This window comes from Paramesorhizobium deserti (genome assembly GCF_001558695.1).
Classification (GTDB): Bacteria; Pseudomonadota; Alphaproteobacteria; order Rhizobiales; family Rhizobiaceae; genus Paramesorhizobium; species Paramesorhizobium deserti.
Genome location: NZ_LNTU01000002.1, coordinates 23,880 through 49,443 on the forward strand (window position 1 = coordinate 23,880; position 25,564 = coordinate 49,443).

The 25,564-nt window shown below is 61.1% G+C and carries 22 protein-coding genes; 4 read left to right on the forward strand and 18 right to left on the reverse strand.

Going from position 1 to position 25,564, the window contains the following annotated elements; genetic code table 11:
• Positions 1-2: 2 nt before the first annotated feature.
• The 3 genes from ATN84_RS07170 to ATN84_RS07180 form a co-directional block, all read right to left on the reverse strand.
• Positions 3-1,568 carry a tripartite tricarboxylate transporter permease gene (locus ATN84_RS07170; protein ID WP_068880949.1) on the reverse strand — a complete coding sequence of 522 codons (1,566 nt, stop codon included), beginning with the start codon at positions 1,566-1,568 and terminating at the stop codon, positions 3-5.
• Position 1,569: 1 nt separating this feature from the next.
• Positions 1,570-2,055, reverse strand: a complete 486-nt coding sequence (locus tag ATN84_RS07175) for a tripartite tricarboxylate transporter TctB family protein (protein WP_082766151.1) — start codon at positions 2,053-2,055, stop codon at positions 1,570-1,572.
• Between the two features lie 76 nt (positions 2,056-2,131).
• Positions 2,132-3,082, reverse strand: coding sequence for a tripartite tricarboxylate transporter substrate binding protein (locus ATN84_RS07180; protein WP_068880951.1), 951 nt, complete (start codon positions 3,080-3,082; stop codon positions 2,132-2,134).
• Between the two features lie 117 nt (positions 3,083-3,199).
• Here ATN84_RS07180 and ATN84_RS07185 point away from each other — a divergent pair, with 117 nt between their 5' ends.
• Positions 3,200-4,063, forward strand: a complete 864-nt coding sequence (locus tag ATN84_RS07185; protein WP_068880952.1) for a LysR substrate-binding domain-containing protein — start codon at positions 3,200-3,202, stop codon at positions 4,061-4,063.
• Positions 4,064-4,139: 76 nt separating this feature from the next.
• Here ATN84_RS07185 and fhuB read toward each other — a convergent pair whose 3' ends face one another.
• The 7 genes from fhuB to ATN84_RS07220 form a co-directional block, all read right to left on the reverse strand.
• Positions 4,140-6,119, reverse strand: coding sequence for a Fe(3+)-hydroxamate ABC transporter permease FhuB (gene fhuB, locus ATN84_RS07190; protein ID WP_068881056.1), 1,980 nt, complete (start codon positions 6,117-6,119; stop codon positions 4,140-4,142).
• 23 nt (positions 6,120-6,142) lie between these two features.
• Entirely contained in the window at positions 6,143-7,036 is an 894-nt protein-coding gene (locus ATN84_RS07195) for an ABC transporter substrate-binding protein (protein ID WP_153020141.1), read from the reverse strand.
• Between the two features lie 2 nt (positions 7,037-7,038).
• Complete coding sequence (locus ATN84_RS07200; RefSeq protein ID WP_244491015.1) at positions 7,039-9,234, reverse strand: TonB-dependent siderophore receptor; 2,196 nt, start codon at positions 9,232-9,234, stop codon at positions 7,039-7,041.
• Positions 9,235-9,704: 470 nt separating this feature from the next.
• Positions 9,705-10,733: a zinc-binding alcohol dehydrogenase family protein gene (locus ATN84_RS26705; protein ID WP_244491016.1), complete on the reverse strand. Its 1,029-nt coding sequence runs from the start codon at positions 10,731-10,733 to the stop codon at positions 9,705-9,707.
• Positions 10,730-11,500: an ATP-binding cassette domain-containing protein gene (locus ATN84_RS26710; RefSeq protein ID WP_068880953.1), complete on the reverse strand. Its 771-nt coding sequence runs from the start codon at positions 11,498-11,500 to the stop codon at positions 10,730-10,732. The genes ATN84_RS26705 and ATN84_RS26710 overlap by 4 nt, the downstream gene beginning before the upstream one ends.
• Before the next feature lie 72 nt (positions 11,501-11,572).
• Positions 11,573-12,511, reverse strand: coding sequence for an ABC transporter substrate-binding protein (locus ATN84_RS07215; RefSeq protein WP_068880954.1), 939 nt, complete (start codon positions 12,509-12,511; stop codon positions 11,573-11,575).
• A 35-nt stretch (positions 12,512-12,546) separates the two neighbouring features.
• Positions 12,547-13,569, reverse strand: coding sequence for an ABC transporter permease (locus tag ATN84_RS07220; RefSeq protein WP_068880955.1), 1,023 nt, complete (start codon positions 13,567-13,569; stop codon positions 12,547-12,549).
• A gap of 123 nt (positions 13,570-13,692) precedes the next feature.
• Between ATN84_RS07220 and ATN84_RS07225 the strand changes: the two genes are divergently transcribed.
• The gene (locus tag ATN84_RS07225) at positions 13,693-14,595 is read left to right on the forward strand and encodes a GntR family transcriptional regulator (RefSeq protein ID WP_068880956.1); all 903 of its coding nucleotides are present in this window, start codon (positions 13,693-13,695) and stop codon (positions 14,593-14,595) included.
• A gap of 40 nt (positions 14,596-14,635) precedes the next feature.
• Here the strand turns inward: ATN84_RS07225 and ATN84_RS07230 are convergent, their stop codons facing one another.
• From ATN84_RS07230 to ATN84_RS07265, 8 genes are all read right to left on the reverse strand, one after another.
• The gene (locus tag ATN84_RS07230) at positions 14,636-15,751 is read right to left on the reverse strand and encodes a mannitol dehydrogenase family protein (protein ID WP_068880957.1); all 1,116 of its coding nucleotides are present in this window, start codon (positions 15,749-15,751) and stop codon (positions 14,636-14,638) included.
• A gap of 123 nt (positions 15,752-15,874) precedes the next feature.
• Positions 15,875-16,387 carry an IS1/IS1595 family N-terminal zinc-binding domain-containing protein gene (locus ATN84_RS07235; RefSeq protein ID WP_068880958.1) on the reverse strand — a complete coding sequence of 171 codons (513 nt, stop codon included), beginning with the start codon at positions 16,385-16,387 and terminating at the stop codon, positions 15,875-15,877.
• 422 nt (positions 16,388-16,809) lie between these two features.
• Positions 16,810-17,610, reverse strand: a complete 801-nt coding sequence (locus ATN84_RS07240) for an alpha/beta fold hydrolase (protein ID WP_068880959.1) — start codon at positions 17,608-17,610, stop codon at positions 16,810-16,812.
• Positions 17,611-18,338: 728 nt separating this feature from the next.
• The gene (locus ATN84_RS07245; protein WP_068880960.1) at positions 18,339-18,926 is read right to left on the reverse strand and encodes a DJ-1/PfpI family protein; all 588 of its coding nucleotides are present in this window, start codon (positions 18,924-18,926) and stop codon (positions 18,339-18,341) included.
• A 59-nt stretch (positions 18,927-18,985) separates the two neighbouring features.
• Positions 18,986-19,954, reverse strand: coding sequence for a substrate-binding domain-containing protein (locus tag ATN84_RS07250; protein ID WP_068880961.1), 969 nt, complete (start codon positions 19,952-19,954; stop codon positions 18,986-18,988).
• Between the two features lie 28 nt (positions 19,955-19,982).
• Positions 19,983-20,978 (reverse strand): ABC transporter permease, encoded by a 996-nt coding sequence (locus ATN84_RS07255; RefSeq protein WP_068880962.1) that lies wholly within the window; start codon positions 20,976-20,978, stop codon positions 19,983-19,985.
• Complete coding sequence (locus ATN84_RS07260) at positions 20,944-22,536, reverse strand: sugar ABC transporter ATP-binding protein (protein ID WP_068880963.1); 1,593 nt, start codon at positions 22,534-22,536, stop codon at positions 20,944-20,946. The genes ATN84_RS07255 and ATN84_RS07260 overlap by 35 nt, the downstream gene beginning before the upstream one ends.
• The gene (locus ATN84_RS07265; RefSeq protein WP_068880964.1) at positions 22,533-23,225 is read right to left on the reverse strand and encodes a GntR family transcriptional regulator; all 693 of its coding nucleotides are present in this window, start codon (positions 23,223-23,225) and stop codon (positions 22,533-22,535) included. Before ATN84_RS07265 ends, ATN84_RS07260 begins: the two co-directional genes overlap by 4 nt.
• A gap of 94 nt (positions 23,226-23,319) precedes the next feature.
• On the opposite strand from ATN84_RS07265, the gene ATN84_RS07270 reads away from it, so the two are divergent.
• Complete coding sequence (locus ATN84_RS07270) at positions 23,320-24,324, forward strand: Ldh family oxidoreductase (RefSeq protein ID WP_068880965.1); 1,005 nt, start codon at positions 23,320-23,322, stop codon at positions 24,322-24,324.
• A 22-nt stretch (positions 24,325-24,346) separates the two neighbouring features.
• A complete protein-coding gene (locus ATN84_RS07275) occupies positions 24,347-25,546 on the forward strand; it encodes an iron-containing alcohol dehydrogenase (protein WP_068880966.1) in 1,200 nt (399 codons plus the stop codon).
• Positions 25,547-25,564 lie beyond the last annotated feature (18 nt).

Below are 25,564 nucleotides of genomic sequence, written 5' to 3' on the forward strand. Positions count from 1 at the left end.
GATCAGCTTTCCGAAACCGGGGTGCTTTGCCCGGTTCCAGCGGGTTCCTTGCGGCCACGCAGGCCGCTGATGAGAGGGGCCACCCACATGAGCGCCGAGAAGGCGATCATGGCGGCCGCAATCGGATGGTTCACCGGATCGATGAAGATCAACCAGCTTCCCTGCGAGATGTTGAGCGAGTTGGAGATCGACGCCTCCATCTGAGCACCCAGCACCAGACCCAGGATCGCCGGGCCGAGCGGAATGCCGGCGAGGTTCATGGCGAAGGCCACCACACCGGCCCCGAGCGCCACCCACACGTTGAAGAGATTGTTCCCGTCCGAATAGGCGCCAAGGATGCAGAGCAGGAGGATGATGCCAACCATCACGGATTTGGGGATTGAGAAAATGGTGCGCGAGACAACGCGGATCACCACAAAAGCAAGCGGCCACATGACGATATTGGCAACGAGGAAGGCCACGATGACCATCCAGGCTATCTCGCCATGCTGCGCGAAGAGCAGTGGTCCGGGCACCAGCCCGTGTAGCGCCATGGCTCCGATGAACAACGCCGATGTCGAGTTTCCGGGGATACCGAGCGACAGCAGCGGCACCATCGAGCTGGCGGTAACGGCGTTGTTTGCAGCTTCGGGGGCGGCGATGCCTTCTGGCGTACCCTTACCCCATTCGGCCTCCCCTTCCTTGCCGGCAAAGCGGCGGCGGTAGCGGCGCGCCGCCTGGTCGTAGGCCAGATAGATCGCCATGAGCATCCCCGCGCCAGGCAAAACGCCGATGAAGTTGCCGATAGCCGAGCTTGTTCCCCAGACCGGCAGCAGGCGCCGGACAAGGCCGCTTTCGAGCTTCATGGAGCCTATGACGGGTATGCTGGTGTAGGGCTGGCTTTCGCGGCGTTCCTTGAAAATGTCGCGCAGCAGTTCGAACACCGCGGCCACGCCGAAAAGTCCCACGAGCATCGGCACGAAGGGAACGCCCTCGATCAGGTTTACGCTCCCGAACGTGTAACGCGGCAGGCCCGTTACCTGGCTGTAGCCAATGGTTGCCACCAGCAGGCCGAGCGCGGCTGAAATCATGCCCTTGAGAACGTTGCCCGACAACAGGCCGACGACGCTGGATAGACCGAGGATCGTCAGCGCGGCGTTTTCGACATAGCCGAAGCGCAGCGCGATATTGGCCAATGCGGGCGCACAGACAAGCAGCACCAATGAGCTGATAAGCCCGCCCACGACCGAGGAGGTCATCGCGATGGAAAGCGCACGCCCGGCCTGCCCCGTGCGGGCCATGGCATTGCCGTCGATCGTCGTTATCAAGGCCGAAGCGGTGCCCGGCACCTTGATCATAATGGCGGGAATTGCGCCGCCCGCCGCAGCGGCGCAATAAACGCCCACCATCAGCGCCAGTGCCTGGTCGGCGGGCAGGCCGAACGAGAAAGGAATGAAAACGGCGAAGGCGATGTTGTCGTTGATGCCGGGGATGGAGCCCACGACGAGCCCGGCCAGAACGCCAAGGGTGAGCAGCAACAGCACCGAAGGTTGAAGCAATTGAGCGAAGCCGAGAAATATCTGGTCCATGTCAGAGCCCCGGTGCAATGAAGGATAGAATTGAGCGCGGCAGGCGCACGTCGAGCACGACGACGAAGATCAGGTAGGTGACCACGGTAATCAGCGCAGCGAATGCGACCAGCCTCAGCGGCTGACGTTCACCGGCGAGCCAGGCCAACCCGAGCTGCAGCAGGAAGGTCGAAAGAGCGAAACCCAGACGAGCCTTAAGCAGCAAAGCCCATCCGCCCACCAGCACGACGCAAAGCAGAACCAGACCGATCTCGCGCAGCGGCAACGGACGGCCTGTCCCTCTTATTATGCAGTTCAGGAACAGCATGAAGCCAAGGACAAGCAACAGGCTCGCGACAGCCATGGGGAAAACGCGGGAAGCGGCGTCGAACCCACTGGCCTCAAACAGGGCGTAACCACCGGCACCCGTCAGGATCAGGCCGACCCAGAAATCCACATTGCGCATTGCAGCGCCGCTGCTGGCTGGGGAAGATGAGGAAAGGGGCATCACAGCTCCAAACGAAAAGACTGGAAGGAGACCAACCGCTCGGCGGACCGCGCGGTCGGCATCACATCAGACCTTGTTACTTGCCCATTTTGTTCTCTTCGATGATGGTCGAAGTCTGCTCGGCGTAGGAGGTGATGATCTTCTGAAAGTCGGCGGCACCGCGGTAGGTTGGCTCATAACCGCCCTCTTTCATCTTCTGCTGATAGGTTGCGTCCTCGAACACCTTTTTCATCAGGTCGGATAGGAAGGTCACCACAGGCTCCGGCGTGTCGGCGGGTACTGCCCAGCCGCGGAAGGTCGCCCAGATCGGTATGCCAAGGCCCGCCTCTTCGAAGGTCGGGATTTCAGGCATGCTCTCGTCATGCACGTCCGAAGCAACGGCCAAGATGCGTATAGAACCGCTTTTGGCGTGGCTCAGCGCTTCGCCCATCGCCCACAAGCCGCAGTCGACGTGTCCGCCAACCATTGCCTGAAGCTGCTCGCCGAAGCCCTTGGCCGGGAGGTATGAGAACTTCGCGCCGGTGGCATTGGAAAGCGCGATACCGGCCATGTGATGGGAGGTCGCGATACCCGCCACATCCATGTTCAGCGGAGCCTGCCTGGCTGCGGCGATGAGGTCCTGGGCAGTCTTAAAAGGCGAGTTTGCCGGCACCACGAGCACTTCAGGATCGAGGTTGTAGGCCGCGACGGGGGTGTAGTCACTCACTTTGTAAGGCGCCCCCTTCAGTTGAGGATTGGTTACGACCGAGCTGGTCATGGCCAGCACGGTGTAGCCATCCGGATCGGCGCCAGCGACAAAGCTCTGCCCGATCACTCCGCCACCGCCGGCACGGTTGGACACCACGATCTCCGCGCCTTGCAAGAAGGTGTTGGCGGTGGCGGCGATCAGACGCGACGTCACATCCACCGCACCGCCTGGCGCGAAAGGCACGACGAGGTCGATGTCGCGGGTCGGGTAATCTTCCGCCAGTGCGACATTGGAAAGGGCGCCGGTAAGGACCAGCCCCAGGATAAGGGATTTCATCATTTCGGGAATGTCTCCTCTGGGGTCGATTGTTGTTATGCGTCGAGCTTATGGGGGCTGAATGTTCATGTATATTTAGTTTTTGTTGACCCCAATTCAGTTTTTCTTATATTTTAGGACATGCGGTTTGACTTCCATCTGGCGCAGTTGCGCACCCTTCTTGCCATTGCGGATGCTGGCAGCTTCGAAGCTGCCGCGCAACAAATCGGGCGCACCCAATCCGCCGTGACCCAGCAGATGCAGAAGCTCGAGGTCCTGACAGGAACCAAGCTGTTCAGACAGGTGGGACGGCGGCGTGAACTGACGGCGGCCGGGCGCACGCTGGTCAGTTATGCCCGCGAGATCCTGTCCATTTCACGCTATGCGCTGACCGCATTGGAGCAGGCGAACGAACAGGGCGTCGTCAGGATCGGCGCACCGCAGGAACTGGCCGAACGCCTGCTGCCGCGGATTCTGGCGGAATTCGCAAAAAGCTGGCCCGCGGTGCATGTGACGGTGCATGTTGACCGCAGTCCAATCTTGATGACGATGCTGCAGGAGGGGCGGTTGGACATGACCCTTAGCACCCGCCGTGCCGAAGCCTTCGATGGACGGCTGATCGCCAACATACCGGCCCGGTGGATCGCCGCCCCCGATTTCCAGTGGGACACAAATATGCCGGTGCCGCTGATCCTGGCCGACGAACCCAGCATGTTCCGCCAGATCGCGCTTGCGGCGCTGGACCTGCACGGGCTGTCCTATATAGAACGGGTGACCTCGCCTTCGCTCGCCGGGGTTCGGCTGGCGGTCTATTCAGGCATCGGCATCACCGCACGAACCGAAAGCTCCTTCTTCTCGGAAACCAGGATCCTGGGCTTGGAGCACGGTCTCCCGACGCTTCCGTTGGTTAGCTATTACGCCTATCTGGGCAACGCGGACCGCCCTGCGCATGTGACAGCGCTGTTTGATCAAATCGTTTCCGCGCAACTGACGGGATTTGCATAAAGGCACCTCCGGCAAAGTCTGCGGCTGACATAAGCCGCTTATATGGTCCCGACAGCCAGCTGCAATGCGAGAGCTTTCATTGCCTGCGTCTAGCGATCAGAAGCATGAAACATGGCCCACCGATCAGCGCGGCGAGCAACCCGGCGGGTATCTGCCATGGGAAGATCAGCATTCGCCCGGCCCAGTCCGCGCAAACAAGGATCAGTCCGCCCAACATCGCGGAGGCGAAAAGCTGTGGCAGGGCACGCTGGAAGCCGAGCATGCGCGCCAGGTGCGGAGCCATCAGCCCAACGAAGCTCAATGGGCCGATGACGAGGGTGGCAACCGCGGTCGATGCCGAGACGAGAACCAGAAGGATGGCGCGGACGCGATCGAGCCGGAGGCCGAGCCCGCGCGCGGCGGTACCGCCGAGCGGCAAAACTTCCAGCCAGCGCGCGGTAAACGGCACGATCGCCAGCGCGGCCACGGCCACCAGGACCGCTATAAAGGCGTCGATTGGAGTGGCGCGATAGGTGGACCCCGATAGCCATGCCAGCAGCGTATCGAGGCGCGGATCGCCGCTGGCCAGCACCACCGCCGAAAAAGCGGAGGCGATCGTCCCCACTGCGACACCGGCAAGCAATAGCCGCTCGGGAGAGCGCGCGCGGCGACTGCCGGTCGGCGCAACGATCACCAGGCTCACCAAAGCGCCCGCGAAGGCGGCGACGAGCATGGCGGGACGGCCGAGAGTTGGACTCATGACGAAAAGGAGCAACACGCCGAGCGAAGCACCGCCGGAGACGCCTAGCACCTCGGGCGCCGCCATCGGGTTGCCGGTCATGCGTTGCATCAGTGTGCCGGCAATCGCCAGCATGACGCCGGCTGCGAGCGAGACAGCGACACGCGGCGCGCGCAGCGGCAGCAATTCGGTAAGCTCCGTGCCCGTTGCCCAGTGCCATCCGACGCCGTCATATCCCACCGCGAGGACGACCCAGATCAGCGCGGCCAGCATCGCCAGGATCGGCGGCAGCAGCAGCCAGCCGTTTCGCCTATGTCTGGATAGCATGATCCCTTGCGGGTCCGGCAGGAACTGCATCTTCGGCAGCAGGAAGAGAAGCAGTGGTGCTCCAAGGAACGCGGTCGCCGTGCCGGCGGGAATTTCCGAGGCGAACGGCAGGACCTGCACCATCCTGTCGGTAAGCCACAACAGCGTTGCGCCCGCGACCGGCGCCCATATCATGCGCTGGCGCAACGTGCGCGCGCCGGCGATCCTGACCAGCGCCGGTGCCGCGAGCGCCACGAAACCGATAACGCCGACCGCCGCGACGACCGCGGCACTCAAGGCCACGGCAAGGCCGATCCCGGCGAGCCGTATCGCTGCAGGGCTCATCCCCAGGCTTGTCACGCTCTCATCGCCTAGATCGAGCAGCCGCAGCGGGCTGAGCAGGATGAACGCAACGATGCAACTCAAGGCGAACCAGGGCAGCAATATAAACAGCGTGGCATCGCCGTTCTGGACGAGCGAGCCGCTCTGCCAGATGTAAAGTTCCTGCGAATATTCGCGGTTGATCGCCATCAGTAGCGCACCTGCCGAACTGCATGTCAGACTGATTACCAGTCCGGCGATGATGATGGCGATCGGTGAAAAACGGCGTCCCTTCACCAGCCCGAAGACGAGCAGCGTGGCGACCGCTCCTCCGGCAAGCGCCACCCATTCCTTGCCGTGCTCCAAGGTCCACGGGGCATAAAGGGTTGCGATGGTCAGCGCGATGCTGGCGCCGGCATTCGTGCCTATGGTCGTTGGTTCGGCCAGAGGATTGCGCAGCGTTTGCTGTAAAAGCGTGCCGGCCAAGCCGAGTGCGGCACCCGCGAGAAGGCTGATCGCGACGCGGGGCAGGAATGCATGACGATAGAGCAACTGGCGCGGATCAGTGGCGTCGGTAGCGCTGATAGCATACCACCAGAGCTCCATCGGCAGCAGGCGCAGAAGGCTGGTAATGGTCAGGAATGCAGCCAGCAATGCGGGGATGCCGACCAGCAAAAGCAGGGGCCATTTTCCTCCGTCCGGCGTGGTCATTTCGCCTGCGGACTGCATGGTCGTCATGTCTGGGCAAGCAGCGTGGCGAAGCGCGCCGCGGCGGCCAGTCCTCCGAACGGCCAGACAGGCGGGATGGTCGTCACATTGCCTGCCTTGACGCAGGGAAGGTTCGCCCACAGCGTGCTCTGTTCCAGCCGGATGCGAATATGGGCCGGGATCGGATCGAGCGAAACCAGCCGGACCTCGCCGACCGCCACGAGTTCTTCAATGCCGAGCGTCGAAAAACCCCAGCTGTCGGTCTTTCCAGTCCAGGCGTTGATGAGACCAAGCCTGTCGAGCACATCCTGCAAGAGGCTGCCTCGACCATAAACGCGTACATGGCGGTCGTCGAATATGCTGACCACGGCGAGCGGCTGTCCCGCCCGACCGGCGAGCTTTGTCCTCGCGTCGGAAATCGTGACCTCCGCCTGACGGATGAGGTTTTCCGCCTCGTCCTCGCGCCCGAGCTTCGCCCCAAGCTTCCGCGTCTCCGCCTCGGCCTGGTGGTAAGGTGTGTCGGTGCCGTCATAGAAGGGCACGGTGTGAAGCGGGGCGATCCGCGTGAACGGGCCTTCGTCGAGCCCGTATCCATAGGCGCCGATGATCATATCCGGCTTGAGCTTGAGCAGCATTTCGAGATTGGGTTCGCCGCGAGAACCAAGGTCGAGGCAATCGGCCGGCAGTCTGGGCGCCGCGACCCAGTCGCGATATCCCTTGATATCGGCGACGGCGATCGGCGGAATGCCCAGCGAAAAGACCATTTCGGCCGATGCCCACTCAAGACAGGCAATGCGCGGTGTGCCGGCATATGCGGCCGGCGCCGCAGCGGCGATCATCGCCGCCGCAAGCCCGCCAAGGCATTGCCGTCTGGTCGCAAGCGCGCCGGGAGTTCGCCGGTGATTGAAGAACTCGCCCATATCTACCAGCGATACTTGATCGATCCGGTGATCTTGCGGCCTTCTCCATAGAAGCACCCCGAACTGCGGCTGTAGCAGGTGGCGACATATTGCTTGTCGAACAGATTGCTGGCGTTGAGCTGGAACTTCATGTTCTTCCAGTCGTAATGGATGGCTGCATCGAACAGCGTCGCCGAGGGTACCTCGAAGGAGTTGGCGTCATCGCCGAAGCTCGATCCGAGATAGCGCATGCCGCCGCCGAAGCCGAGACCCTCCAGCCGACCGCTTCGGAATGTATAATCGCCCCAGAGCGACAGCCGGTTGCGAGGAACACCATAGGGGGTGTTGCCGCCGGTGCCGTCCGCGTCGTCAACGATTTCCATGTCCGTATAGGCGTAGGCAAGCTTGATATCCCAGCCAGAATCGAGGCTCGCGACGCCCTCCACCTCGATGCCGCGCGATCGGATCTTGCCGGTTTGAAAACGGTCGTTGCCGAAACTGCGGACGACGTTCTCACGCGTCAGGTCGAAGGCGGCCACCGTGAAGAAGCTGTTCCAGCCAGGCGGCTGGTACTTCACGCCGACCTCATATTGCCTGCCGGTTTCCGGTTCGAAGGGCGTACCGTCGCTGCCGGTGCCAAGTTCCGGATAGAACGATGTCGAATAGCTGACATAGGGTGCCAGCCCGGTATCGGAGAGATAGACCAGGCCGGCACGGCCGGTAAAGGCGTTGTCGGACTGCTCGCTCGCACCGTCGGAGAGCTTGTGGAGCGTTCTGTTGTTGGTCCAATCCTGGCGGCCGCCGAAGGTCAGCACCCAATTCTCGTATTTGATCTGGTCCTGGGCGTAGATGCCGACCTGCCACTGCCTGGTGTCGGTGTTCATATAAGGCGTCAGATCGGTGACCGGCGCGCCGTAGACCGGATTGAAGATATCATCGAGCGGGGCGACTGTTCCCGACGCGCCCCAATCGTCGTAGTCGGTATATTGATAATCGAGCCCCATCAGCAGCGTGTGGTTGAGCGGCCCCGTGTCGAACGTGGCCTCCGTCTGGTTGTCGATCGCAAAGGTGCCGAGTTTCGATCGGCCGGCATCGGCATAGCGATGATAGGTGTGACCATCAGGATCGAGGCCGGGATCCAGATCGGGATTGGGATTGGCGCCGCCGCCGAACACACCAAGCTGCTCGCCATTGTAAAGATACGAGTAACGAGCGTTCTGCCGCACCAGCCAGGTTTCGTTGACCCGGTGCTCGAATTCGTAGCCGATCATGGCGAGCGTCGGGTTGAATTCGTCGAATGCCGGTTCACCGACGAAGCGGCTGTTCGGCAGGCGCTTCCCGTCGAGCCCCGGAAACACGGTTCCGTCAGCCGGAAGGAACTGAATGCCCCATCCGGTCCTGTCGCGCTGATAGGTGGCGAGCAGCGTCAGGCTGGTGTCCGCGTCGGGCTGCCATTTGAGCGATGGCGCGATGAAAATGCGGTCGTCATTGACGAAGTCGACATTGGTTTCGCCGTCGCGCAAGAGCCCGGTTATCCGGTAGCTGAGCACGCCGTCGTCATCGGCCTTGCCGCCCATGTCGAATTGCGTCTGATAGCGGTTGAAGCTGCCGGCGCTGACTTCGATTTCCCGGAAGGTCTCGCCGGTCGGGCGCTTGCTGACGTAATTGATGATGCCGCCGGGGCTGTTCTGGCCGTAGAGCACCGAGGCTGGGCCGCGCAGGACCTCCAGGCGTTCGGCGCCGTAAGGATCGAGCGACAGGAAGGTCGCAAAATCCGATCCCTTGAGGCGCAGCCCGTCCTTGTAGAAGGCTTCATCCGAGACGTTGAAACCGCGGATCTGCAGACCATAACCGCGGGTATCCATGCCCCACAATTCGCTGACGACACCGGCGGTGTAGCGCAACGCGCCGCCGATGCTCTCCACATTCTGCGCTGCCATCTGGTCAGCGGTCACCACGGAGATCGATTGCGGGTTCTCGATCAACGGCGTGTCCGTCTTCGCGCCCGTGGCGCTACGGCTGGCGACAAAACCGTCGACGGGGCCCGAAGCATCTTCGATCCGGGACTGGATGGTGAGCTCGTCGAGAACGATCGTTCCGCCCGTGGCCGCACCGGAGCCGTCACTTGCCGGCTGCGCCTGTTGCGCAAATGCCGTGCCCGTCAGAACTCCGCATCCCACAGCGGTCGAGACCAGCAGGCGGCCAAGCCGCCGTTTCAATGCCTCGCTGCCCCCAGGTGCCGGATAACGATCTTTATCGGATGTCGAAAAACTGCCCACGCAGCGTCCCTCTCAAATTTTATCACAAAGCGGGCAATCCCCAGCCCGATAAAACTGGAGTATTGGAATCATATTTTATAGTCAAGCCGTGCGAGACGTGAGCTGATGCCGGCGGCGGAGGCCGTCTCGGAGCCGGTCGTGAACCGCCAAACACCTACGACCGTTGGCCCGCCAGAAAGGCTGCCCACGGATCGGCTTCATCAGCCTTGATGTCGGTCAATCGGAGTGGTGTGGAGGCGACTGCTTTACCGAAAATGTCACCCAGGCCGGCGCCCGAGCTCCATCTCGGATCGGCCGCCCAACGTTGGGGCTTCAGCTGGAATCCAGGAAGGCTTCAGCCCAGGACTTGCGATTGCTGTTTCCTGTCCATGGCACCCGCCGAGCCGCCTGAGGGCGGCGCGGAAGTCAACTCATGGCCGCACAATAGCCTTGATCAGGCCCTCGCGGTCCTCGACGAGCTCAGAGAACCGGGTGGGCAGATCAGCCAGGGAGAACTCCGCTGACAAGAGAGCATCGGTGTCGATAGCTCCCTTCCGGATTGCTTCCATCACCCGCTCGAAATCTGATTTCAACGCATTGCGGCTGCCGATGATCCGGGCCTCCCGCTTGTGGAATTCGGCATCATCAAAGCTGATCCGATCCTTGACGATACTGACCAGCACATAACTCGATCCATGGGCGAGCAGAGGAAACCCGGCCTCGATGGCGCGCGCGGAGCCGGTGGCGTCGAAGATCACATCGAAACCATCGGCCAGGTCACCCACAAGAATCGCGGTGGAGTCCCCATGCAGGTGCTCGAATCCGAATTTGTCCGAGGCGAGTTCAAGACGTTTCCTGCTCAGGTCCAGCAGATGAACTTCGGCTCCTTGCAGCCGCGCGAACATGGCCGTGCCGATGCCAATCGGCCCCGCGCCCGTGATCAGCACCCGATCGCCGGGGGCAATTCCGGAGCGCGCAACCGCATGTGCGCCTATCGCCAGGAACTCCACCATCGCGGCCTGAACCTCCGTCAGTCCTTCGGCCGGGTAGAGATTGCCGCAAGGGACGGCTATTCGCGCGCAAAGCCCACCATCACAATGTACGCCAAGCACCTGGATCCGCGTGCAGCAATTGGGCTTGCCCCTGAGACAGGCACGGCAAGTGCCGCAGGACACATAGGGATTGATGACGACCAGTGTTCCGGATTTCAGTTCCGCGGTCGATTCCACAACGCGGCCGGAAAGCTCGTGCCCGATCACACGGGGATATTCGAGATAGGGATGCTTGCCCTGGAAGATATGGTAATCCGTACCGCACAGTCCCACGGCGCATATATCGACAAGCGCCCAGCCCTCAGGCGCGGTCTGAGGCAGCGCCGCCTCGCGCAGCTCGAACTTCCCCGGCTTGACGCAAGTGCCTGTAATCATGGTGTGCACATCGGTCTTTTCGATAACGGTCATTGCAGCCTCTCCCGGTTGCGCGTCGTCCAGTCGTCGGGCAGCGCGCCCTTGATGATCAGGCTCAGCACATCATCCTTGGAAACCTCATCGATTCGATACGCCCCCACATTGTGGCCCCGGTTCATGACGACGACGCGGTCGCACAGGTCGAACACGTCATGCATATCGTGGCTGATCAAGAAGATGCCCACCCCTTCCTGCCGCAACTGCTTGATCAACTTACCAACCATCGCCGTTTCCGCCGGGCCAAGTGCCGCGGTAGGCTCGTCCATGATCAGTACCTTGGCATTGAAATAGATCGCACGGGCTATGGCGATCACCTGACGCTGCCCGCCTGACAGACGCGAAACCGCGTCGCCGAGGTTGCGGAAGTTCGGATTTAGCCGAGCAAGAACCCTCCGGGTTTCCTCCATCATCCGTTTGTCGTCGAGATTGCCCCAACGGGTCCGGAGCTCTCGGCCCAGGAATAGATTTGCTGGCGCATCCAGATGATCGGCCAGGGCGAGGGTCTGGTAGATCGTTTCGATCCCGAAATCGCGCGCATCATGTGGCGAGTTGATCTCGGCCGTCTTCCCGCCCACCCGTATCTCGCCCGCGCTTGGCCGCATGGCTCCCGACAGGATGCGCATCAGGCACGATTTCCCGGCGCCATTGTGACCTAAAACACCAACCACTTCGCCCGGATAAAGATCCAGCGACACCCCGTTCACCGCATGAATTCCGCCGAAATGCTTCTCGATATCAATCATTTCCACTAAAGGCGTCATCGTCCTGCTCTTTGTCCTTTTTTCAGCCGGAAAAGTCCGGGCGGCGGCGCGTGCAACCGCCCGGATGGTCCGTCAGTAAAGAACGTTCTTCGCCTCGGCCGAATCGAGATTCTCCTTGGTGACATAGACGACGCCGGTATCGATCTGAGCTTCGACTGTCTTGCCGGCAATCAGGTCGACCACGGCTTTGACGCCCAGTTCGCCCATTTGGAATGAGCCCTGCACAAGCGTGCCATTCAGCACACCATCCCTGACAAAGGCCTGCAGGTCTTCATTGCCATCGAAGCCAATGGCCGCGACCTGGCCGGCCTTGCCCGATTGCTGGAGCGCGCGTCCCATGCCCACGGCCGTGGGTTCATTGGCGCCAAAGATGCCTTTTAGGTCAGGATTGGCGGCCAGCACGTCGGTGGTCTGGTTCAGCGCGGTCGCCATCTGAGACTGCGAATAATAGGGACCGACGATCTCCATCTTCGAATTCGCCTTGATCTGCTCGACAAAACAGCCAACACGACCGATTTCCGAGCCGACACCGGCGACATAGGACATGACGGCTAGCTTACCTTCACCGCCAGTCAGTTCGATCATCTTATCGGCGGCCAATTTCCCCGCCGCGCAGTTGTCGGTCGACAGGAATGTCTGGTAGGTACCCTCGCCATCCTTGCCGAGCGCGGAGTCGATGATGGCGACGGGGATGCCTGCCTCGTTGGCACGCTTGACCGCCGGGACGAGCGCCTCGGGATCAGAAGGAGCCAGAACCATACCTGCAACGCCGCGGTTCACGGCGTTGTCGACCAGGTTCACCTCGTCAGCCACGGCGGACTCGGCCGCGGGCCCGTCGAATGTCAGCGTATGCCCGGTTCCCTCGATTGCAGCCGACGCGCCCTTGTTTACATTTTGCCAGAAGTTGGAATTGGTCGTCTTGACAATGACGGCTATCTCGCCCGCCATCGCTCCGGCCGGAAGCGCCAGAACGGCGCCAATGGCGAGAGCGGCTTTCAGAGTAATCTTCATGGTTTCTCCTCCCTGGTTGAAGACTGCTGCTGGTCTCACCTGCGGCTACGCAACTGGTCGACGAATACGGCCAGAATGACGACGAAGCCGATGATGATCTGCTGGATGAAGGCCGAGACGCCGGCCATGTTCAAACCGTTGCGGAGCACGCCGATAATGAAAGCGCCGATCATGGTGCCGGAGATCGTACCCACACCGCCCATCAGCGAGGCTCCCCCGATCACCGCGGATGCGATTGCATCGAGCTCGTACATCACGCCCTCGTTCGGCTGCGCGGTGACAAGGCGCGACATCAGGATATTACCGGCAAGTCCCGCAAGCGCGCCCGACAGGACATAAGCCGCGATCTTGGTGCGATCGACATTGACGCCGGAAAGCCGCGACGCCTCCTCATTCGAGCCAGTGGCGTAGATATGACGGCCAAGTGCGCGGCGGTGCAGCAGATATGCCGCGGCAACGGCCACGATCAGAAGCACGATCGCCGGATAGGGTATGCCGGGAAAGATCACCTTCGAAAGACCGTTCGGCTGCTTTTCGACCATGCGAAAGAGTGCGCCATTGCCCAGGCGCCCGAAAGCCTCGCCCAATTGCGAAATCGGGGCGGCGCCGGTCAATTGCAGCGCCGTGCCACGCGCGATAAGCATCATTCCGAGCGTCGCGACGAATGACGTGATCCGCATCTTGGTGATGACCAGACCGTTGGCGAGCCCGCATAGCGCCCCGACAGCGATTCCGGCCGCCATACCCGCCGGAACCGGCATGCCGGCCTTTACGAGCATCCCCGTTACCGTTCCCGAGAGCGCCAAAACAGAGCCGACGCTCAAATCGATGCCGCCGGTGATGATCACCATCGTCATACCAATTCCCAGTATGCCGATGACCGACGTCTGAAGCAGAACTGTCAGTCCGTTATTGACCGACAGAAAGGCGGCATTTCCGAAGGCGAAGATCGCAATCAGCAAAGCCAGCGTCAGCAGTGCCGAAAGCTTGTGCAACGTCTCGGCATTGGGTCCGCTTGCGTTGGCCGCGGCATGCACTTCGCTCGAAGCAACCGACATAACGCTCCCCTCGTTTCGGTTTAGAATTATTAAGAACAGGATTGACCCGCACACAGGCTGCTGTCAATTGTTTTTAATTATTGTCTGAAACCCAGCTATGCCGGCTCGAAACAGGGGGAGATATTGGCCAGAACGGACGAACGCTTTCGCGAAGCTTATAATGCGTTGCTGGACTATTGCGCGACGCTGGCCCCAGGCGCCCAACTTTCCTCGGAAGTGGCCCTGGCCAAATATCTGGAGGTTAGCCGCACAGTTGTCCGTTCCGCTCTGGAGAGGCTGCGGACGGAGGGGCTTATCAGGTGGGAGGGGCGCGAGAAAGCCTTGCTTCGTCAGCCCGTCCCTCCGGACTGGCTGCCCGTTGAGTCGGACCAGATGTCGGCCGAAGAACTGGAACGGCAATTCCTCAACTGGGTCCTGCGCTTCGACGTGCCGCCCGGCACCCCGCTGAACGTGACCGAACTGGCCCGCAGGTTCCGCGTGCCGGCTCATAGCCTGCAGGAGTTTCTGGCTTCGCTCAGTCGGTTCGGCCTGGTGCAACGCCGCCCGCGTGGAGGCTGGGAACTGGTCGGCTTCACCCGTGATTTCGCCATCGAGCTGTCGGATTTCCGCATGATGTTGGAGCTGAACGCCGTATCGCAGCTTGTAGCGCTACCCGTCGACCATCCGATCTGGAGCCAGTTGGCGGCGCTCGAGGCCGAGCACCATCGGCTGGCCGAGCAGATCGACGGGCGCTACCATGATTTCTCTCTGCTCGACGAACGGTTTCATACGACGATCGGCAGCGTGGTGCGCAACCGCTTCGTGGCCGAATTCCAGAAGGTCATCACGCTCATCTTCCACTACCATTATCAGTGGGACAAGAAGGATGAACGTGAGCGCAACCTCGCGGCTATCGGCGAACATCTCCGGTTGATCGAGGCGCTGACCGATCGTAACGAGGCAGACGCGATCGCCGCCGCGCGTGATCATTTGCGCACATCCAAGCTGACGCTCCTGTCGTCGCTGCGTAGCCACGCTCTTGTCTAGGTCGTGAACGCAACGCCGGTGCCGCCGATCTGATTTCGTTTCACGGAGCCTGCTCCGCTGTAGCAAGCACGCGAAGTAAGCGGGGTTGCGGCACCGTGACACCGAGGGCGGCACCCCAGTGGAGAAAGGCGCCAATCCGGCGATGCAGCTTTTCGGCATGGTTCTGCGCAATGTCGGAAAGACGGTGCGCCAAAAACGGATTGGCAAAACGATCAAGCGTCGTGGCCACATAATCAGCGGCGTCACCGTAACCGGCGGCGGCGAAAACCGGCAGCACTTCATGAGCATAGAGGCTTTCCAGATCCGCGCGTACGGCCGGATCTGCAAGTTTTTCCCGCACCAGAGGCGAACCGGCACCGCCCTCCGCCAGCCAGCCCGCCACGAGATAGCTGTGCCCGAGGTTCAGGATGTGCAGCTTCATCCGCTCGATCCGATTTAGATCGGACACCTGCGTCAGAGCGGCGTGTTGGCAGGGCAGCACCAGGCCGGGCTGTTCCTCGACAGCCCACAGCGCGTAGGGTTCGGCGACAGCACCTGCCGGCTCGAGCGGCTCCGAAACGATCCGGTCCACCAGCGAATTGGCGAAGATCACACTCTCGGCAATCCAGTCGGCAAGGCCCGGCGCCAATGGTCTCGCAAGTTCGAATACCCGTTCGCGCAGCTTGTCCCCGTTCCGCGCAACCAGTTCCGTCGGCATGATCGTCAGGCGACGGCCTTCTGCTCGAAACCGGGCGAGCAACAACTGCGTCAGCTTTGCCGGATAGGACATCGCCTGGTGGAAGCGTGGCTCATCATCCTCCCGTTGCGGCACCCAGCCGGCATCACTGGTATTCGACAGGATGATTTCGGCCTCTTGTGCGGCAATCCGGACAATCTCAGGCCAGTCAGTGGCCGTTGAAAGGCCGTGGCGGATTGAAGTAACACGCTCAATTCGCTGAACCGGTCGTCCGGCCTCGATCCCTTCGATCCGGACCGGAAAGCCCTCGGGCGCCGTCAGCGCCTGCAACCGACGCCCACGTGTTGCCTCGCCGCTAGATTGCACCACCGTGATCGGCCCGAGAGCCTCGCCTCGCGCCAGCGAGTCAGAGACAAACAGGTCGGCATGGGCTTGCAGGAAGCGGCTTGTGCCGAATTGAAGAATGGGCGTGGTTGACATCAGCTCCTCCGGTTTTTTTATGTTTTTTATTATTACAGACATTGTGTCAAGGCATGCTGGCGCCAGTGGAGGAGACTCATGCCTCCCAAAATGCCGACAATACTACCACAATATTTTACTACATTAATCAGAGCCATCTGTTTCCGACGAATGTGCAACCAGCCATGTCATCAGGTCCTCCTGGAAGCGTGTGTCCCCGATTTTAAACATGTCGAGATATAGCTCGGGAGCAAGCGCGTCGTAGAAATGTTCTGGGTCGCGCTTCGTGATGAAAGCATACAGTTCCCATGTCCTCGTGAGAATCTTCTCCATCGTTCCTCTCTCTTGGTCTGCGGTGGTCACCGCCTGCTCGGCCAGAGCCCTGATAAACCAAGGATGATGTTCTTTCGCTTCCAACAGCCACCGATCAGCCCGAGCGGCCTCAACAGGTTCCTCTGGCCCGTCGCCCGCCTGTAAAAGCACCAGATTGATCATTTTGGAGGAAGGGGGCCAGCGATGCTTAGGATCATTGACAAAATTCAAGCCGCAAGGCCGACATCGAAAGCGCTGCATCTTTCGAACTTTCCCGTTCTTCACGAAGTCCCTGCCGTTGCACCCCGGGCAGTAAACATCGTCGTCATCATCCGTGTCAGCCACTCTATTTCCTTTCTTGTGACGGACGCCTGCGCCAGCTTCGCAGCTCACGGAGAAGTGCGCTGATCGCCGCGATCAAACCAGTGATGGCAACAATAGCCGCTGTTAGCGAGAGTATATCCAATTGCCACTCCTTATGGCCGTTCGAGATGCCGTCAGGATATGACTTGCCGCTTTCGCTGCAATGATGAATTTTACGCAAAATAAAGAGATAGATGGGGCCGAACAAAGCAGGCGGAGGTTATGCCGTAGCTAGTTGTCCGTCTAATCAAACGCCAGTCCCCGTCCGTCTTCGCGCCGTTCGTATTCGCGATGATGCCGGCGCGCATTCCTTCGCGGCGCGGGCCGCCCATTCTTCCTGGCCCGCGCGGCGACCTCGATAGCCATCCTGCTTTCTGCGGCACCCAGCTTCGACACCTGGCCGATCAACCCGCCGTTGCCGGATCGGTTCGGTGACTGTAGCCGGCAGCTTCCAAAACGAGATTTGCAACCTCATCAGGGCGGGAAACTATAGAGAGGTGGCTTGCCTCCAATTCGATGGTCTTTGCGCCCATGCGCTTGGCGAGAAAGCGCTGAAGCTCAGGGTTGATTGTGCGGTCGTCCGTGGACACTGCAAAGAAGCTCGGCTTGAAACGCCACGCAGCCTGCGTCGTCCGCCCCGCAAGAAGCTTCTTCTGGAAAGGTTGCTGGACCGCATAGAGCAGCTTTGCCTTTTCGGCCGGCAGGTCGCCTGCAAAATCCCTGAGGAACGCTTCTTCACCGAGGCGGCCTTCCTGGCCATCGAAGAGAATGCCGGCGGATGCCGGCGGCTTGGGGAATGTATTTGCAAGCGCCGGAAAGTCCTCGCCGGCGTCTGGAGCGCGTGCTGCGATATAGACGAGCGCGGAGACATTCGGGTGTACACCCGCCTCGGAGACGAGCATGCCGCCGAATGAATGTCCTACAAGAACAGTCGGGCCATCTTGACGATCAAGCACACGCTTTGCGGATTCGACGGACTCTTCCAGTGTCGTGAGAGGGTTTTGGACGGATGTCGTGTTGAGGCCATGGCCTTGCAGGCGGGCGAGAACATCGAGCCAACAGGAGCCGTCGGCAAAAAGCCCGTGCACGAGCACGACGTTGCGCGCCTGAACCGGCTTGGCGGTGGCCGCAAAGCCGCGCGTGGCCGCGAGAGAGGCGGCGGCGCCAGCGACGAGCACCTTGGAAAAGGTACGTCTGTTCATCATTGTGATATCCTTGGTTCGCTTGGTCGGTGGTTGAGGCAGCGGTTGGTTCTTCTGGTATCTCGACGCCACCCGGTTCTGAAGCAGATGCCTCACCGAGGTCTTCGTGGTTGGGAGCGCGATTGTTTCACGTTCACGTAGCTGTGAACGCCGAATCCGAGGAATTCTTTCACCTGGGCCTGCAGCGAATTCTCGTCCGCAACCAAAATGGCTAATCGCGGGCGATAAGGAAGCAGCATGATCAGCGGCAATGCGAGCGGGGCGGTTGGGTGGCAACCGCAGCTTGGAAGCGTTTCTGACAGATCTCGCCGCTTCCCGGCGCCGTGTCATGAGCTGGGCCGTATCGTGGGCCGGTATGCGCTTCGGCTGGGTTGAACGCGGGAACCCCGAAGGACGTGGTGCAGGAGATTCTCCTGGCCGCGCACGCCAAACGCCATCACTGGAACGAAAGACGGCCGCTTATTCCCAAGATGAATGCGATTGCTCGCTAGAAAACCGGTGCGACACGCCTGATGTGGCGTGTCGCGGGTTGCCTAATCCATCTGACGGGCGAGGACGCCAGCTCAAGCTGATCGGCCGTTCGATCTTCTCCGAAGAGGCGCCGAAGCGCGCCCGTCTAAGGACGACAAGCTAGTCCCACGCGAGTGCAGCCTTTAGTTTTGGCGCGAGTTTTGGCGCGCCAGTCCGTCGACCTGTGCGGCGGGACCTCCGCGCAGCCGATCACCAGGGCCTCAGCTATGTGTGATCTTCGTGCCAAGCACGTTAAGGCATTCACGCATGAAGGCGGCGAGGCCGGTCCAGCCCTTGGCCGAGACCATATTGCCGTCGACATAGGCCTCGGTGGGCTTCACGTCGATATAGATACCACCGACAGCCGTTACCTCAGGCTCGCAAGCGCCGAGGCCGGCGACTTTCCGGCCTTTCAGTACGCCCGGCACTGCCATCAGGATTTGCACCCCATGGCAGATGGTGAAGATCGGTTTGCCGGTTTCATGGAAATGGCGGACCATGTCCTGCACACGCTTGTCGGTGCGGATATATTCCGGACCACGACCGCCCGCCGCATAGACGGCGTCATATTCCTCGACCCGCACTTCGGAAAAAGTCTTGTTAATGTCGGCGTAATGGCCGAGCTTTTCCGTGTAAGTCTGATCACCTTCGAAATCGTGGAGCGAAGTCTTGATGCGGTCGCCGGCCTTCTTGCCCGGGCAGACCACGTGCACCGTGTGACCGACAGCCTCCATACCCTGCTGGAAAACGTAGATTTCATATTCTTCGGTGAACTCGCCGGTCAGCATGAGGATCTTCTTGCCGCTCATGTCATATCTCCTGTCATGAATTGGGGGGTGCCCGGCAACCGACCGGGCACCAGATCGGATCAGAATGGGGAAGCGGGAAAATAGAACTGGTCGGCGTTTTCCGGTGTAATCAGCGGCGCGCCGAGCAGGAACGATCCTCGCATAGGCGCCTGTCCGCCGAACTGCGCAGCCGTCATGTAGACCGCCGATTTGATCATCGACGGCGGATAGGGTGTCGAGATCGGCGTACGCTCGTTGCCTTCCTTTACCATCTCGATGACCTGCTTCATGCCGTTACCGCCGAGCGCGTACTTGACGTCCTTGCGCCCCGCATTGTCGACGGCTTCCAGAACGCCCAACAGCATGTCGTCGTCATTCGCCCAGACCGCATCGATCTTTGGATACTTCGCAAGATAGTCCTGCATCAGCTTGAAGGCTTCGTCCTGATTCCAGTTGGCATACTGGATGTCGAGGATCTTGATATTCGTCTTGTTGATGACGTCGGAGAAGCCTTTGATACGTTCGTCGTCGATAACGGTCGGGATGCCCCGCAGCACGACAATCTCTCCTTCTCCGCCGAGCTTGTCGGCAAGCCAGTGGGCGGTGTTCGCACCGACGGCGATATTGTCGCCGGCGACATAAAGGTCCTGAACGGACGGGTCGGTGAGGCCGCGGTCCACCACGGAAATGAATGTACCCTTTTGCTTGATCTGCTGGACCGGCCCGGTCAGTTCCTCGGACGTGAAGGGAAGGATGACCAGTGCGTCGAGCTTGCGGCTCGCCGAGAGGTCTTCAAGGGCAGACACCTGGGCGGTCGCCGAGGATGCTGTCGACAACACGACGTCGATGTTCGGGAACGCGGCCTCGACTTCTTTTTCGGCCTGTTCGGCGTGATAGACGACTCCTCCCGTCCATCCATGCGTTGCGGCCGGGATCGAGACGGCGATCGTCACGTTCCTGTCCTGGGCCTGGGCGCCGCCAATCGGCAGAACAAGCGCCAAGGTGGCTGTCGATAACCAGAACCCGGCCTTTTGGATAAAAGACTTCATTTTCTCCTCCTTGAAGTCGATGCTGTTTTCAGCGGTTGGCAGTAAAGCGATGTGCCAGCATGGCGATGATGATGATCGCGCCCTGCACGGCGGCGACGAGGTATTCCGACACCATGTCCGAGAGGACCATGACGTTGGCGATAACCTCGAGGATGAGGGCACCGGCCACCGTGCCGCCGATGCGCCCCCGCCCGCCACGCAGCAGAGTGCCACCGATCACGACCGCAGTGATGACCTGCAATTCCCAGAGCTGACCTGTCGTGGGGGTCGCCGCACCGAGGCGGGGCACATAGCAGATGGCCGCGACGGCGACACAGAAGCCCTGGATCACGTAGGCGATCGTGCGCACGCCAGCAACGTTAACGCCGGAAAAGCGCGCGACCTCGACGTTGGACCCTGTCGATGCCAGACGGCGGCCGTACTTCGTCTTGTAAAGCAGGAAAGCACCGAGCATGACGACGACGAAGGTGATGAGCACCGGATAGGGAATACCGAGCATGCTGCCGAAATAGACCGGACGATAGGCTTCCCTCAGGCTGCGGTCGATCGGCAGCGAGCCGCCATTCGTCATGAAGGTGATGAAGGCGCGAAAGATGCCCATCGTGCCGAGTGTGACGATGAAGGGCTCTATTCGCCCGAGGGTCACGATCAATCCGTTGAAGAGGCCGCACAACGAACCGACGACGAGTGCAACACCTGCTCCCATGGGGATGGCCCAGGCTCCGAAGGCCGGGGCGAGATGATTCATCACCATGATCATGATGCCCGTGACGAAGGCCATCATCGATCCCACCGAGAGGTCGAGCCCGCCGGAGGAGATCACAAAGGTCGCCCCGACGGCGATGATCGCGATGAAGGCGCTACGCGTGATGACGTTGATCAGGTTGGCCGACGAAACGAAATTGGAATTCACCAATGCGCCGAATAGCACGATCATCGCAAGGGCAATGAAGGGCGCGAGATCCGCCCAGCGGATACGTGTTCCTTCGTCAGCAGGCGCGATTGTTGCTGTCGCTACGGTCATGTTCATCCTCCCCGACGTCTTCGCGCCCGCCGGTTGTGGCGGCGTAGACGATATTTTCCTCATTGATGTCATTGCCGCGAAGCTCGGCGACGATCCTGCCAGCCCGCATCACCAGCACGCGGTCGGCGAGGCCAACGAGCTCCGGCATTTCCGACGAGATGACAATGCAGGCCTTTCCGGCGCGCACCATCGCATCGATGAAATCGTAGATCTGGCTCTTGTTGCCGATGTCGATGCCGCGTGTCGGCTCATCGATGATGACCACCGAGGGGGCGGCCATCATGACTTTTGCCAGAAGCAGCTTCTGCTGATTGCCACCAGAAAGCTTGCTGACCTCGAGGCGAAGCGAGCGCACACGGATGTCATAGTCCATCACCGCCTTCCGCAGACGGGAAAGCTCTCTCCGCCTGTCAAGGAAAGCGCCGGGATTGACGGCATCCAGCGCCTGCAGGGTGAGGTTGGGGCCGAGCTTCTCCTCCAGAAGCAGGCCCTTGCCCTTGCGATCCTCCGTCAGATAGACGAGGCCCGCATCCATCAAGGTGCGGACAGAACGGTTCGCGATTTCCTTGCCATTGAGGACGACGCTTCCCACCTCCGACGGGCGAAGCCCCATCAGTCCCTCAATCAGTTCTGTGCGCCCTGCCCCGATCATGCCACCGATGCCAAGCACTTCTCCAGGACTGACGCTGAAGGAGGCTTTCTCCGCGCCATGGTCGACAGTCAAATCCGTGACGGAGAGGACCGGTGCGCCGGCGGCGGCAGGACGCTTGTGTGGATAGAGCACCGACAACTCGCGCCCGACCATCAGCTCCGCCATTTCGCGCTGGCTGAGGCCCGCGGCTGGCCAGGTGCCGATCATGCGACCATCGCGGAGCACGGTGATGCGGTCAGCGAGCGCCTGAACCTCGTCGAGACGGTGGGAAATATAGAGTACCGCCACCCCATGATCACGGAGGCTGCGTACAATGTCGAGCAGTGCCGCCACCTCGTCATTGGCAAGAACCGCTGTGGGCTCGTCGAAGATGACAACCTTCCGCTCGTCCAGAAGAGCGCGCGCGATCTGCACAAGCTGGCGCTGGGCGAGTGGCAGATCGCCAACGCGGTCGCGCGAGCGTGCCGTGGAGCCGACCCTAGTCAGGAGCTCGGCCGTACGGCGGTTCATTGTGCGGTCGTCTACCATCGGGCCGGGGCCGACCTCACGCCCAAGGAACAGGTTCTCCGCTACAGTGAGATCGGGGGCAAGCAGTATCTCCTGATGCACCAGCACGATGCCGGCATTTTCCGCCTCCACCGCATTCCGGAATTCAACCGGCGCCTCCTCCATGAACAAGTGCCCGGCGCTTGGTGCGACATGGCCGGACAGGAGCTTCATCAGCGTCGACTTGCCCGCACCGTTTTCACCAATAATGGCGTGCACCTCACCAGCCTGAATATCGAGCGTAATATCCGACTGGACAATGATCGGGCCATAAGCCTTGCCAAGCTCCTCTGCCCTGAGCGCGGCAACGGCCGTGCCTGCCGAAGGTGCGACCGGCTTTGGGGAGAGGACCGCGTTCATTCGAAAGCCGAAAGCAAGCGGTCGCGTGAACGCTCGATGTGGATGCGCATGGCGTCGAATGCCGCCTGCGGATCGCCGTCCCGAAACGCCGCGAGTAGATTTTCGTGCTCTTCCAACGCCTCCTGCGTTACCCGCGTGTGGAACATCAGCCGGAAGATATGCAGATGGACATGCTGGTTCGACAGTGTGCTGCGGATCACCTCGTTACCAGCGATCTTGAGAATGGAATCATGGAACTGCGCATCGGCACGGGCAAAACGGGAGTAGCGCGTGTTGCGGTCGACCGGCGGCTCGCCATGCTCCATATCCGCCGCGGAATTCTCCAACTGCTGGAGCGCGTCGGGTGTCATGTGAATGGCGGCAAGACGCGCGGCCTCGGGCTCGATCAGCAGGCGGAAGACGTAAAGGTCCTCGAACTGCTTGCGAGTCCATTGGGGGGCTGCACTATAGCCGATGAGATGCTCCTTGCGAACAAGTCCCTCGCGCTCAAGACGGCTGAGAGCCTCACGGATGGGCGTTTGGGAAACGCCAAATTCGCGGGTGAGAACATCAATGGGGATGCGCGCGCCAGGAGCAATCTCAAGCGACATCAGCCGATGATAGATGCCATCATAGACGCCCTCGACCACGCTGGTGGGACGAACGACCGTCGCCCTGCCTTCCCGCTCCGCTGCAATTGCCACTTCCACTCTCCGACTGCTTATTGACATGCGATCTTTTGTTGCAGATAAGATATCGTATGTCAAATGCAATATCGTATACGATCTGATATAGGATTTGAAAATGAAGCTCCCTGCTGACCGGCTCCGGAAATTGGCGACCGCCCTGCTCGAAAGCCGGGGGGCTTCCGCCGAGTCCGCACGTCTTCAGACCGACCTCCTTCTGGAAGCCGAGTTGCGTGGTCTGCCCTCTCACGGCCTGCAACGACTGCCGTTGCTTCTTTCCCGCCTCGACCAGGGACTGGCTGACGCGCGAACGCGCGGAACCGGAACGTGGCAACGGCGGGCCTTCCTGAGCGTCGATGGTGAACACGGTCTCGGCCCGGTCGTGCTGATGAACGTCATGCGCATCCTTCGAAACAACTTGAAGGAAACAGGGTTCGCCGTTGCCGCCATTCGCAATGCCAACCACATCGGCATGCTCGCCTATTATGTGGAGGCCGCGGCACGGGATGGCCTGATCGCCATCGTGATGTCGACCAGCGAAGCGCTCGTGCATCCTTTCGGCGGCACGCGAGCCATGCTCGGCACCAATCCGATCGCCATCGGCATCCCGGCGGGCGATGCGCCCTTCGTGCTGGATCTTGCGACGAGCGTCGTTTCCATGGGCAAGATCAACAATCATGCCATGCGCGGCATACCGATCCCGGTTGGCTGGGCGGTGGATGCGGACGGCCGTCAGACAGTCGATCCACAGGCGGCAATGAGGGGGGCGATCGCGCCCTTCGGGGACGCCAAAGGCTATGGGCTCGGCCTTGCGGTAGAACTTCTGGTCGCCGCGCTTGCCGGCTCCGACCTCGCCCCTGACGTCCGCGGCACGCTCGATGACACCCACGCCGCCAACAAGGGCGACCTTCTCATACTGATCGACCCTTCAGCGGGAATGGGGAGCATCCCCGCGCTTGCGGCTTATCTCGACCGCCTGCGCCTGTCCCCTCCGCTCGACCCGGCCCGTCCGGTCGCCATTCCCGGCGATGGGGCACGTGCCCGCCGCGCCGCGTCGTCGCAAGCGGGGATCGAGCTGCCACAATCGCTTTTCGAACACCTTATAGCCCTCGAGGCCGCTTAAATTTATCGGAAGGATACGCGGAATGAACCTATTCGGCACATTGAGGGCACCACGCGAACTGCTCTTCGGAGCCGGTCAGCGGCATGCGCTCGGCGGCATTGCCGCCAGGCTCGGGCAGCGGGCGCTGATCATCACGGACAACCGTCTTGCCGGGGAACCCGATTTCCTTGCTCTTGTGCGGCAGCTTGAAAAGGCAGACCTCGCGGTCAGGGTGGACAGTTCCACTTTGCCGGACGTTCCCGTCGAATCGGCGATCGCCAGCGCCGAAGATGCCAAAAGCTTCGAGCCCGATCTCGTCATAGGCATCGGTGGCGGGTCTTGTCTCGACATGGCAAAATGCGTCGCCCTCCTCCTTACCCATGGGGGACGGCCGCAGGACTATTATGGGGAGCACATCGTGCCGGGGGCGGTGATGCCGCTGGTTGCCATCCCCACCACCGCCGGCACCGGCTCGGAGGTGACCCCCGTCGCCGTGCTCTCGGATTCCGAGCGCAGCCTGAAGGTTGGCATTTCAAGCCCGCACCTGATCCCGACCGTATCGATCTGTGATCCCGAACTCACTCTCTCCTGTCCTTCCGGCCTGACGGCAATTGCGGGCGCGGATGCACTGACCCATGCGATCGAGGCCTTTACCGCGGTTCGGCGCGAGCCCGTGGCCGGTATCGCGCAGCAGCGCGTCTTCGTCGGCAAGAACGAACTCTCCGATCATTTTGCCCTCAGCGCCATCGCCCTCCTGTGGCAGGGGCTGGAAGCGGCCTGCAAGAACGGCTCCGACCGCGTCGCTCGCGAAAAGGTCATGCTGGGCGCGACACTTGCCGGCCTTGCCTTCGGCGTGGCGGGCACCGCGGCAGCACACGCCATCCAGTACCCGGTCGGTGCGCTTACCCATACCGCGCATGGCCTCGGCGTGGCCTGCCTCATGCCCTATGTGCTGACCTGGAATGCACCGCTCATTAACGACGAACTTATGAAGATCGCACAAGCTGCCGGACTAAACGGGCCCGATGCCGTAATTCCTGCCCTCGTCTCGCTCTTCGAACGGATCGGCATTCCCGCGACGCTTCGCGACCTCGGCCTTGAAGAAGAAAAAATTGACTGGGTGGCCGAGCAAAGTTCCGGCATAGCGCGCCTCATCCAGAACAATCCCCGCCCCCTTACCCCACACGAAATGCGCAACCTCGTCGCCGCCGCTCATCGTGGCGACAGGTCGAGCCTGAACTGATTTGAAAGGACCCACACC